The 11,329-nt window shown below is 58.4% G+C and carries 13 protein-coding genes; 9 read left to right on the top strand and 4 right to left on the bottom strand.

Going from position 1 to position 11,329, the window contains the following annotated elements; translation table 11 throughout:
* Positions 1-47: 47 nt before the first annotated feature.
* The 4 genes from ilvD to GV827_RS09460 all read left to right on the top strand — a co-directional run bounded on the left by ilvD (position 48) and on the right by GV827_RS09460 (position 3,665).
* Positions 48-1,814, top strand: a complete 1,767-nt coding sequence (ilvD, locus tag GV827_RS09475) for a dihydroxy-acid dehydratase (RefSeq protein ID WP_164353571.1) — start codon at positions 48-50, stop codon at positions 1,812-1,814.
* Positions 1,795-2,373 (top strand): hypothetical protein, encoded by a 579-nt coding sequence (locus GV827_RS09470; RefSeq protein WP_164353570.1) that lies wholly within the window; start codon positions 1,795-1,797, stop codon positions 2,371-2,373. The genes ilvD and GV827_RS09470 overlap by 20 nt, the downstream gene beginning before the upstream one ends.
* A 133-nt stretch (positions 2,374-2,506) precedes the next feature.
* On the top strand, positions 2,507-3,280 hold the full coding sequence (locus GV827_RS09465; RefSeq protein WP_164353569.1) for a DUF6478 family protein: 774 nt from the start codon (positions 2,507-2,509) through the stop codon (positions 3,278-3,280).
* A 13-nt stretch (positions 3,281-3,293) separates the two neighbouring features.
* On the top strand, positions 3,294-3,665 hold the full coding sequence (locus tag GV827_RS09460; protein ID WP_164353568.1) for a hypothetical protein: 372 nt from the start codon (positions 3,294-3,296) through the stop codon (positions 3,663-3,665).
* A 45-nt stretch (positions 3,666-3,710) separates the two neighbouring features.
* On the opposite strand, the gene GV827_RS09455 is transcribed toward GV827_RS09460, so the two are convergent.
* A complete protein-coding gene (locus GV827_RS09455) occupies positions 3,711-4,652 on the bottom strand; it encodes a LysR family transcriptional regulator (protein ID WP_164353567.1) in 942 nt (313 codons plus the stop codon).
* Between the two features lie 104 nt (positions 4,653-4,756).
* On the opposite strand from GV827_RS09455, the gene GV827_RS09450 reads away from it, so the two are divergent.
* Positions 4,757-5,224 (top strand): cupin domain-containing protein, encoded by a 468-nt coding sequence (locus GV827_RS09450; RefSeq protein WP_164353566.1) that lies wholly within the window; start codon positions 4,757-4,759, stop codon positions 5,222-5,224.
* Positions 5,221-5,634: a hypothetical protein gene (locus GV827_RS09445; protein WP_164353565.1), complete on the top strand. Its 414-nt coding sequence runs from the start codon at positions 5,221-5,223 to the stop codon at positions 5,632-5,634. Before GV827_RS09450 ends, GV827_RS09445 begins: the two co-directional genes overlap by 4 nt.
* Positions 5,635-5,720: 86 nt before the next feature.
* Here the strand turns inward: GV827_RS09445 and GV827_RS09440 are convergent, their stop codons facing one another.
* The 3 genes from GV827_RS09440 to gpmI are packed head-to-tail and all read right to left on the bottom strand — an operon-like array spanning position 5,721 to position 9,701.
* On the bottom strand, positions 5,721-7,055 hold the full coding sequence (locus GV827_RS09440) for a S41 family peptidase (protein ID WP_164353564.1): 1,335 nt from the start codon (positions 7,053-7,055) through the stop codon (positions 5,721-5,723).
* 4 nt (positions 7,056-7,059) lie between these two features.
* Positions 7,060-8,187 carry a murein hydrolase activator EnvC family protein gene (locus tag GV827_RS09435; RefSeq protein ID WP_164353563.1) on the bottom strand — a complete coding sequence of 376 codons (1,128 nt, stop codon included), beginning with the start codon at positions 8,185-8,187 and terminating at the stop codon, positions 7,060-7,062.
* A complete protein-coding gene (gene gpmI, locus GV827_RS09430) occupies positions 8,184-9,701 on the bottom strand; it encodes a 2,3-bisphosphoglycerate-independent phosphoglycerate mutase (protein WP_164353562.1) in 1,518 nt (505 codons plus the stop codon). The genes GV827_RS09435 and gpmI overlap by 4 nt, the downstream gene beginning before the upstream one ends.
* Positions 9,702-9,855: 154 nt before the next feature.
* On the opposite strand from gpmI, the gene GV827_RS09425 reads away from it, so the two are divergent.
* The 3 genes from GV827_RS09425 (at position 9,856) to GV827_RS09415 (ending at position 11,142) form a co-directional block, all read left to right on the top strand.
* A complete protein-coding gene (locus tag GV827_RS09425; RefSeq protein WP_164353561.1) occupies positions 9,856-10,317 on the top strand; it encodes a DUF1203 domain-containing protein in 462 nt (153 codons plus the stop codon).
* Positions 10,318-10,399: 82 nt separating this feature from the next.
* The gene (locus GV827_RS09420) at positions 10,400-10,579 is read left to right on the top strand and encodes a zinc-finger domain-containing protein (RefSeq protein WP_164353560.1); all 180 of its coding nucleotides are present in this window, start codon (positions 10,400-10,402) and stop codon (positions 10,577-10,579) included.
* Between the two features lie 260 nt (positions 10,580-10,839).
* Positions 10,840-11,142, top strand: a complete 303-nt coding sequence (locus GV827_RS09415) for a hypothetical protein (protein WP_164353559.1) — start codon at positions 10,840-10,842, stop codon at positions 11,140-11,142.
* Positions 11,143-11,329 lie beyond the last annotated feature (187 nt).

Here is an 11,329-nt window from a genome sequence, read left to right as displayed (position 1 = left end):
CCGTGCCCGACTATTCCGGTGCAAACGACTTTCAGGGAGCCCGGCCGATGTCCACCAACCAACGCTTTGACAAATCTAAACTGCCCAGCCGTCATGTCACCGAAGGGCCCGCGCGGGCGCCGCACCGGTCCTATTATTATGCCATGGGGATGACGGATGAGGAAATCCACCAGCCGCTGGTCGGCGTCGCCACCTGCTGGAACGAAGCCGCGCCCTGTAACATCGCGCTGAGCCGTCAGGCGCAAGCGGTTAAAGAGGGCGTGAAGTCCGAGCAAGGTACACCGCGCGAGTTCACCACCATCACCGTGACCGATGGTATCGCCATGGGTCATGAGGGCATGCGGTCCTCTCTGGCCTCGCGCGAGGCGATTGCGGATACGGTTGAGCTGACCATGCGCGGACATTGCTATGACGCACTGGTCGGTCTGGCGGGATGTGACAAATCCCTGCCGGGCATGATGATGGCGATGCTGCGTCTGAATGTGCCGTCCGTGTTTCTTTATGGTGGATCGATCCTGCCGGGCCGCGCGCCCAAAGGGGCCGATATACCCCAAAGCTTTGCCGAGCGTGACCTGACCGTTCAGGACATGTTCGAGGCTGTGGGCAATTATCAGAACGGCACCATGACCGAGGCCGAGCTTGAGATCCTCGAACGCGTCGCCTGCCCCTCTGCCGGGGCCTGCGGCGGCCAGTTCACCGCCAACACCATGGCCTGCGTGTCCGAGGCCATCGGTCTGGCGCTGCCAAACTCTTCCGGGATGCCAGCGCCCTACAAGGACCGTGACGAATACGGTCGCGCGTCCGGTGCTGGGGTGATGAACCTTATCGAAAAGAACATCCGCGCCCGCGACATCTGTACCCGTGAGGCGTTTGAAAACGCAGCCCGCATCGTGGCCTGCACCGGCGGCTCAACCAACGCGGGCCTGCACCTGCCTGCCATGGCGCATGAGTGTGGCATCGACTTCTTCCTTGAAGATGTTTGCGAGATTTTCCGCGATACACCCTATTTCGTCGATATGAAGCCCGGTGGCGCGTATGTGGCCAAGGACCTTTACGAGGCCGGCGGCGTGCCTGTCGTGATGAAAGAACTGCGCAAGGCGGGGCTGATCCACACGGATTGTATCACCGCCACCGGATATTCCATGGGTGAAGTACTGGATCAGGTTGAGCGTGAGGCGGATGGCAAGGTCATTCACTCCGTCGCGACACCTATTTCCAAAACCGGCGGCGTTGTTGGCCTGAAAGGCAACATTGCGCCTGAAGGTGCCATCGTGAAGATCGCGGGCATGGACGAGGACAGCATCGTCTTCACCGGTCCCGCACTGGTATTCGAATGCGAGCAGGACGCCTTTGAGGCGGTCCAGAACCGTACCTATTCCGAAGGCGATGTCTTTGTCATTCGCAACGAAGGGCCGCGTGGCGGCCCCGGCATGCGCGAGATGCTGGCGACCACGGCAGCACTTTCCGGTCAGGGCATGGGCAAGAAAGTTGCGCTGATCACTGACGGGCGCTTCTCCGGTGCGACGCGCGGGTTCTGTGTTGGGCATGTGGGGCCAGAGGCCGCGATGGGCGGACCCATCGGTCTGCTGCAAAACGGCGACATGATCACCATCAACGCGATCACCGGGTCCATTGACGTCGACTTGTCAGAAGAAGAGCTGACCAAGCGCAAAACAGAGTGGAAGGGTCCACGCCCAACCAACTATGCCTCCGGCGCATTGTGGAAATACGCCCAGCTGGTTGGCCCGACCTACCTTGGTGCCGTGACGCATCCGGGTGCCAAGGCAGAAACGCATGACTACATGGAGCTTTAGGGCCACTGTCACAGCACTGGCCCTGACCGCCCTGACCGCCTGCGACGACGGTCAGGGCGGTGCATTTCTGGGTGGCTTGGGCAGCGGACCGAATGTTGCTCTCTCGCAGGCGACCATGGCTTTTGGCGCAGTGACGCTGGTGCCGCCGAGTGGCTTTTGCATCGACCGCCGCAGCCTGAAACAGCGCTTTGCCCTGATGGCCCGATGTGACAAGCTTGGCGCGCCGTCAGCTGCTGCTGATGCGCCACTGGGGATCATCACCGTCAGCTTTTCAGCCATAGCCGATGGGGCTGAGTTGCCAACTCCGGCGCATACGGCACAGGCGCTCAGCCTTCAGGATGTGTCGTCCCTTCAGGAAACAGAAAACAGCGTCGTTTTTCGTGCAAACGGCCCATCCCCAATTGAGGGGATGGCATCCCAACACTGGCGCGCCAACACACGCGTGGGCGATCAACTGATGGGTTTGGCCTTGTACGGCCCCGAAGATGGTCGCGCCGTCAGCCATGAGGGGCGCGACATCCTTTTAAAATTGATTGCTGGTTCAGAACCAGCTTCCTGATGGTGACCGGTTGCGGCGCATTGTTTCCAATTCGGTAACACAAATTAATTTCCGGCAGTGATTGTTGCCAATTTATTTGAACGAAACGTTTCGCGTGGATAGAGTGTCGGAAAACCAACAGGCACCTGCGGTCATGTCCAAAATCTCTCTCAACTTTCTGGAAGGAAAGGTGTTCTCGCGCAATATCCGACGCTGGGCGCAGGCGGCGCGCAAGGCAGAGGAAACTGACCTTGCCCTTCTGCGCCGGCAACGCAGCCGTGCGCGTATCCTCAAGACACATCTGGACAAGCTGATCCATACCGCTGACGAACGGCTGGCTCTGCCGATGATCGGCTCGACCAGTTTTCCCAAGCCGCACAACGCGGACTGGGCCTGGCGACCTGGACTATGGCGCGGGCCACTCGCCACGCCGGGCCTGTCGTCGGTCCAGACCAAGTCCATGCTGGGCGAAGAGGTGACCCTGTTTCACGACTGCGAATTCTCTGAACTGACCCTGCGCCAGCTGCGCAATCTCAGAGAAGAAGACCTGGCGCCTTTTGGTCTGCGCCTCGATGTTTTCAAGTTCGATGGTTCATTCCTGTCGCTTGTGATCGATCTGCCTGCCAAAGGTGTGGAGGGTCTCAAGCGGACGCATCTGCTGCGCATGGACGCGATTGTTGAGCTGGAAAAACCGCTGGAAATATTTGCACGGCTCAACATCAAACACGGCCCCAACACCGAACAGCTTGTCCGCGAACTGCCACATCATGAGGAAAACCACCGGGTGGAGTTTGATCTGGCCTATTCCAACCTGAATGAAAAGCGGGTGGAACGGGCATGGATAGACCTGATTTTCGAAGGGCCTCAGATGAACCAGGTGGTCCTGCGGGATCTGACATTCTCGCGCCGTCCGCGCGCCCATCTGTGAAGGAACGCCGCGCATGAGCAGTCTGCAACTTACCAAAACCAAGATGAAGCAGGGCGTCTGGCAGGGCATTATCACCGGCATGGGCGAAGAAGAGCCGCGGGTCGAGGTGACCCATGAAGACGCGGTCGTGTCCGATATCATCCTGACCCACAATCAAAGCGCAGATCACTGGACGCTGTCGGTGCGTATCCCCCCGGAGGCCATTGCCGACGGCGTTCAGACCCTGATTATTCGGGATGCCGATACAGACGCTAAGATCGGTCATATCACTCTGATCGCTGGTGAAGTGCTTAGCGATGACATCAGGGCTGAGATGGATCTTCTGCGCGCCGAGTTGGACATGTTGAAGCGTGCGTTTCGGCGGCACTGCCTCGAGACCACCTGACCTCAGACCCACGCAAACGAAACCCCATTGCGGCAAAAGCACCGGTTAGTTGGCTTCGTCAAATGGCGCCAGCAACGTGGATATTTGTTCGCGCAACCAGATATGAGCCCGGCTTGCCGCGTTGCACCGGTGCCAAACCATCACGATTTCAGCTGTGGGAACCGGAATGGGTGCGCGGTACACCTCTAGTCCCGCTGTTGGTGCCACCTGATGCGCCAGCGCGGTGGGCAGCAGCGCAACGAGGTCAGACCCCGCAACCGCTCGATATACGCCTGAGAACACAGGCATCGTCATCACGACCTTTCGCTCTCTGCCAACGTGGGCAAGGGCCGCATCTCCCATCGCTTTCCTGTTGCCCTCGGGCGAGAAAAGGACATGCCCAAGATCGCAGAACAGATCGATTGGCACGATATCACCAGCGTTGAGGCCTGCGCGATCAAGCCGGGGATGCCCCTTGCGGGCGACAACCAGAAAGCCCGAATGAAACAAGGTTTGACTTTGCACCCAGTCCGGCAGGTCTGTTTTCGGGATCAGTGCCAGATCGACCTCGTACCGTTCCAGCGTGTCAACGTAGTTGTCCGGCACCAAATCAACGAGATGCACCAGCATAGAGGGCGCAAGCTTTTGCAGGCGCTCTGCAAGGCGTGGCATCAAGAGTTCGGCAAAGAAATCACTGCCGGACAGCCGAAAGCCTGCGGTTGAGGTGGCGGGGTCAAAATCATTCGGCGCTTCGATCAACCCTTCGATCTGCTCAATGATCTCGCGGAGCGGTCTTTGCAGCGACAGCGCGTAATGCGTAGGTGCCATCCCTTGCCCCATACGGAAAAACAGCTCATCCCCAAGGGCCCCGCGCAGACGGCCCAGCGCAGCCGAGACAGCAGGTTGGGACAGGCCCAGCCGCGCCGCCGCCCGGACGGTGGAATGTTCTTCAAGCAAGGCGTCAAGCACCCGAAGCAGGTTCAAATCGAAGCTGGATAAATTTGCCATGTGAATATCAATAATATAAACAATTCATTTTTCATATGACCAAGAGAGCTTTAGCCTGACGACACGAAAGCGCTTTCGTTTCCGAAAAAGATCCGGAGGAAACGATGAAAGACACGACACTAGGCCCCAGTGCCTGCGAATGGATGGGCGTTCTTTACCGGACGATCCTGTCATCGGCTGATACCAACGGGGCGATCTCAATCATCGATTGTGTTTCGCCTGCCGGGTCAGGACCGCCGCGCCACATCCACCACGACGCAGACGAAACCTTTGTGGTTCTGTCTGGAGATACAGAGTTCTGGCTTGAAGGAGAAACCCATATGCGCGGACCCGGCGAGGCCATCTTTATCCCAAAGGGAAAGGAACACAACTTCCGCGTACTCAGCACCACGCCTGCGCGTCACCTGACAATTCTAGGTCCTGGCGGCTTCGAGGCATTCTTTCACAAGATGGCCGCCGATGCCTTGCAGATCCCGCAGGACATGACGGTGATCAAGGAGATTGCGCAACACCATCACCTCACCTTCACTGGCCCGCCGCTGGCGCCTGAACTGACGGAGAAACTGACATGAAATCGATACCAACCCTGTTCTTTGCAACCGCTGCTTTCTTTGCGCTTTGCGGCATGATCTGGGGCATCCAGATGTCGGCAAGCCATGACCATACCCTGTCCCCTGCACATGGGCATCTTAACCTGATTGGCTTTGTCGCGATGTCAGTTTTCGGAACCTACTACGCGTTGACGCCCCGCGCAGCAGATAGCCGTTTGGCGATGGCTCATTATTTGGTGGTGACGGCAACCGTGCTGATCCTGACGCCGGGGATCGTGATGGCCATTACCGGTCAGGGTGAAGTGTTGGCGCAGCTCGGTTCGATCCTTGTTGTCCTGTCGATGCTGGTTTTCGGTTTCATGGTGCTGCGTCACGGTGCTGGGGTCAGCGCAATAGCAGAACCGTCACCATCGTCACAACCCGCAGAATAACAACCGCTTTGGTAAAGGGGGCAGCCGCGGATTTTCCGCGTGCTGCCCATTTCATTTTTTCTACATATCAGAACGCTCTGACAGCTCTATTCAGAAGACCCCAGCGCAGACAAGCCTTTGAGAATATCAATCGCATAAGCCAATTGATAATCCTCTTCGCGCAGCTGTGCTGCCTTTTCCGCCTTGGCACGGTCTTCTTCGATTTGCTTGATCTGATCTTCGGTCAGGCTGTCGTTGTTCAGGCTGCCGCGCAGATCGGCCTCTGACCGGAGAGGACGTGCTACGGCTTCGGAATCTTCGCTTTCGGGCTTGGCAGGTGGCTGGGCCACGACGATGTCCGGCGATACGCCAAGCGCCTGAATGGAGCGGCCCGATGGCGTGTAATAACGCGCCGTCGTCAGGCGCATGGCACCGTTGCCGCGCAGTGGCATAACAGTCTGAACAGACCCCTTACCAAAGCTCTTGGTGCCGATCACGATCGCACGGCGATGGTCCTGCAATGCACCTGCCACGATCTCGGACGCGGATGCCGATCCACCGTTGATCAGTACGACAATAGGTTTGCCCTGCGTCAGATCGCCGGGCGTCGCGTTCACACGGTCACCATCGGCTACATTGCGACCACGGGTACTGACAATCTCGCCTTCCTCAAGAAACGCGTCTGATACCGCGATCGCCTGATTGAGAAGACCACCGGGATTGTTGCGCATGTCGACGATAAAACCGTTCACGTTCTCCATGCCGCCCGCCGCCTCGACCTGCTCTTCCAGCAGCTCTTTCATCTTGGGGTAGGTCTGTTCGTTAAACGTGGTCAGGCGCAGGACAATCGTCTCGCCCACGGTGCGCGCGCGCACGGCAGTCAATTGGATCGTGTCACGGATGATCGACACGTCAAACGGCTCCTGTTCGCCTTCGCGCACAACGGTGATCACGATCTCGGATCCAACGGGGCCGCGCATCAGCTCAACCGCGTCATCCAGCACCAGACCCAATAGGCTTTCGCCATTCACATGCGTGATGAAATCACCCGCTTCGATCCCCGCCTCATCTGCTGGCGTGCCGTCGATGGGCGATACAACTTTGACAAAACCGTCTTCCTGCGTGACCTCAATACCCAAACCGCCGAATTCACCGCGTGTCTGCTCGCGCATCTTGGCGGCATCCTTGGGGCTAAGATAGCTGGAGTGTGGATCAAGTGAGGTCAGCATCCCGTTGATCGCAGCTTCGATCAGCTCGCTTGAATCTGTCTCTTCGACGTACTGCGCGCGGATGCGCTCAAAGATATCACCGAACAGGTCAAGCTGTTCATAAACGTTTTCTGTCTTGGCACTTTCCTCAGCCAGCAGCGGGGCGGCGATCTGCGTTGTCGCGATCACACCTGCCACGGTGCCCCCAAGGGCTGCCATCAAAAACTTCTTCATTCTTCTATCCATCCTCATCCGTTCGGAACCACGCTACGGGATCCTGGGGCCTGTTCGCTTGTCTTACTTCTATATAGAGCGTTTCTGAACGCTCAGTGCCAGTGCCTTCACGAAGGGGTGACAATTCATCGCCTTTTTCTGCCAAAGAGCCACCCATCAGCCCAACGGGTGTGCCCCCTGCAATCACCTGCCCGGCCTCGCCATAAACCACATCAAGCCCGGCGAGTACAAACAACGTATCCGCCTGGGGTTCAAGAATCACCACATTGCCAAAGTCCAGCAGCGGGCCAGCGTAGCGGATTGTCGCCGCTGTTGGCGATATGACGATGGCACCCGGTCGTGTGGCCATAATCACACCTGGGCGTTTGACGCCCGCTGCGTCCGCCTCGCCCGCGCGGCGCAGGATCAGGCCCTGTACCGGCAGGCGCAGTTCACCAATCTGTCCATCAAGATTGACCGGGGCCGGCTCGATCTCATCTGTGACTATCTCGGACAGGCCACTGGCAAAGCCATCCAGCGTCTCGGTTGAGGCGATCAGAATGCCGGTACGCACCGGATCAGCGGTAAAGCGTTTTGGCAAATCCGTGCGGTTCGCCATCGCCTGATTAAGCGCTATGCGCGCTGCCTGTACCTCGGTCAGACCCTCCTGCAACCGCTTGGCCGCATCCGTCTGCAAGGCGCGCAGGGTCTGGACGTTCTCAAGATCGGTCCGCAAGGCATCCGCCCGTGCATTCAGCGCGGGCGTCAATTCAGCCAGCAACATGCCAGCGCGTGCGGTGCCCATGGGTCCATCGGGGTGGAGCAGCGCGACGGGTGATGCACCGCCACCCATGCTTTGCAGCGCTCCCAAGAGGGCTGCGACTTCTTCCTCGCGCGATTGCAGCTTCTTGGTCAGCTGCGCTTCATTGATCGCCGCCTGCCGCAGACCTGTGCGCATGGCGCCTAACCCGCTCTCAAACGCCTGAATGGTTTCGGTCAACGCACGCACCCTGTCGCGCGCACCGTCCGCATCGTCCAGCATGTTCGACGCCGCCTCCAGCGCATCCGCCGCCGCGCGGGCCTGATCCGCTGCCGGGGTCTGTGCCGCGGCCAAAGTGGGCAGAAGCACCAGAGATAAGATGAAGCGCATCATGAGATCAGTGATTTCCCCGTCATCTCTTTGGGCGGATCCATTCCCATCAGTTCAAGCAGCGTTGGCGCAAGATCAGCCAGACGTCCGCTCTTGACCTTCGCCCCCTCTGGCGCGCCAATGACCGCCACCGGTACAGGGTTCAGTGTATGCGCGGTATGCGCGCCACCTGTTTCGGGGTCGATCATCGTTTCGCAGTTGCCGTGATCGGCGGTCAGCACCATGGCGCCGCCCGCTTTCTCAAGTGCCGCCAGCACTCGGCCAAGACCTGCATCTACCGCTTCGCAAGCAGCCATTGCCGCGTCCAGATCGCCGGTGTGTCCCACCATATCGGGGTTGGCGTAGTTCACGACGATCAAGTCATAGCCGTCTTCGATGGCCTTTACCAAACGGTCCGTTACTTCACCCGCCGACATTTCCGGCTGCATGTCATAAGTCGCCACATCCGGTGATTTCGGCATGTAGCGGTCTTCACCGTCCGCCGCGTTTTCCTCGCCCCCGTTCAGAAAGAACGTCACGTGTGGATACTTCTCTGTCTCGGCCAGCCGGAACTGTCGTTTTCCGTGTTTCGCCACCCATGCGCCAAGCGTGTTCGGCAGATCCGGCTTGTGGTACATCGTGGTCATGTAATCGCGGTGTTCTGATGAATATTCCGCCATCCCCATCAGCGCTGCCCAGTCGGGCCGGCTGCCCGCATCAAACGCATCAAAATCAGGGGCGCCCAGCGCTGCCATGATTTCACGCGCGCGGTCGGCCCGGAAATTCAGGCAGAAGAAACCGTCGCCATCCTTCGGTCCTGCGTAACCGCCTATCACGGTTGGCTGAATGAACTCATCGTCCTCACCCCGTGCATAAGCTGCATCCACCGCGTCTTTTGCGGCATCCTCGGACAGACCTTCGCCTTGCAGCATGGCACGCGCGGCCTTTTCCACCCGGTTCCAGCGGTTGTCCCGATCCATGGCGAAATAGCGGCCCGTCACCGTGACAATCTTCACAGTTTCGGGCAGCGCGGCTTCAAGTTCATCAAAGAACCCGAGCGCGGAACGCGGTGCCACGTCACGGCCATCCGTGATGCCGTGTATGACCACAGGCACGCCCGCATCATCCAAGGCTTTTGCCGCCGCAACCATATGGCGCAAATGCCCGTGCACCCCGCCGTCAGACACAAGCCCCATCAGATGCGCCGTGCCGCCGGTCGCTTTCAGCTTGTCGATGAATTCCAGCAGTGGCGGGTTCTGCGCGAACTCCCCTTCCTCGATCGCCAGATCAATCTGGCCCAGATCCATCGCCACGACGCGGCCTGCGCCAATGTTGGTGTGTCCCACTTCGGAATTGCCCATCTGACCCCGCGGCAGGCCCACATCAGGCCCATGGGTTATCAGTGTCGCATGAGGGCAGGTCTGCATGATCCGGTCGAAATGAGGCGTATTTGCCAGCAATGGTGCGTTGCCCTCCGAGACATCGCTGATGCCCCATCCGTCCAGAATGCACAGAACAACCGGTTTCAGAGTTGTCATCTTTGCCTTGCTCCGCCTCATGTTTTGGGGGCTTTTACCCTGCCTCTTGGCCCGCGTGAACCTCTTTCCTCAGGTTGCTCCCGGATGCGCAGGATCCGGGTTGGTTTATCGGGTGCAACGGCTGACACAGATTACAGAAACAGGAGAAGACCTCATGAATTACATCCCCCTGCCTACCGACCTTGTTCGCGCCCTTCAATCGGGTGCCCCTGATGCCAATGGCATGACCCCGGAACGCGCCACCTCTGACGGCGCGGGAAAACCCTGCCGCCACTGTTTGCGCACCGTCCCGGAAGGGGCCGAGATGTTGATACTTGCACACCGTCCGTTTGAGACATTGCACCCCTACGCAGAATCGGGACCGATCTTTCTTTGTGCGGAGCCTTGTGAGCAGGGCGGCGGTGCAGACATTCCCGAGATCATGACCACATCGCCGGGTTATCTGATCAAAGGGTACAATAAGGACGAACGGATTATCTATGGGTCCGGTGCCGTTGTGCCCCAAGATCAGATTGAGCCCTACGCAAAGGACCTCTTCAAAGAGCACGACGCCGCCTATCTGCATGTGCGTTCTGCAAGCAACAACTGCTATTTGTTGCGGATCGATCAAGAGTAGGTTGGTTCCCAAGCAGGCCTTGTCCCGCTGCCGCTCTTGCCGCATAACATCCGCAGAAAGAGCCTCAGCCAAGGACCACCCCATGAGCCAAGACGCGCCTGAAACCCGGATCGTGAACACCTACCGCGTTGCCTGCGACGGCGGCGAAGGGGCGCTGGGACATCCCCGCGTCTGGCTGCAAATCCCGCGCGATACCGGCTGGGTCGAATGCGGCTATTGCGACTGTAAGTTCATCCACAGCGATTTTGAAGGCAAGGTCTGAGCGGGTCCTCCCGGATGGGAGCAGAGACGATTAGAGTGCCGTGGCGACCGCATCGTTGGGTGTAACTGTCCAATGGCCGCTCTGCAGACTGTGCGGATATGTGCCCGCTGGCTGCTGTTATTCAAAAGGCGCTGACAGTAGGGCTTCATTGTTGTCAAAAGAGCAACAATGGCACTCAACACCTTAGCATTGTCAAAATTCGGCCATCTTTCTCCGCCAACCTCGTCACGACAAGAAATCGTGACAGAGGACGCAAAAGTATGACGGATACCGCTCAAGCGGGGCAAATGAGCAGTAGTTTGCCTTGGATCAGAAACGCACAATTCGATATGATGTTCATTGTGGGGCTCTTGGCTTTGTCGGTCATTACGGGCCTCGTGATCCTTTGGGAGCCTAGTCTTTTCTATCCCATCCTCGTGATTGATCTGTGGTTTCTGGGATATCACCATGTGATATCGACATTCACGCGCACATGTTTCGACAAGGAAAGCTTTCAAGAGCACAAGTTCCTGATGGTCGGGCTCTTGCCAATCGTGATCTTCGTGACGTTGTGTATTGTCTGACTCTTTGGGCTTCTGTGGTTGCCGCCCTGGAAGCAAGAAGTTTTTTGACTGATTGGTGGAGTGATCGAGTGCGGTCTTCTGTCAGGCCTCATTGTGCGGCATTTTCAGAAGCCGCGGGCCGGTATGGTGATCAGCGGATTGGGTCCAAATCTCTCAGACGAGCTTGAGGCTCGGAGCCCAAAACTGG

Source organism: Sulfitobacter sediminilitoris, from assembly GCF_010667575.1.
Taxonomy (GTDB): Bacteria; Pseudomonadota; Alphaproteobacteria; order Rhodobacterales; family Rhodobacteraceae; genus Sulfitobacter; species Sulfitobacter sediminilitoris.
Note: the sequence above shows the minus strand (reverse complement) of the source record. Positions and strands in the feature narration are given on the sequence as shown.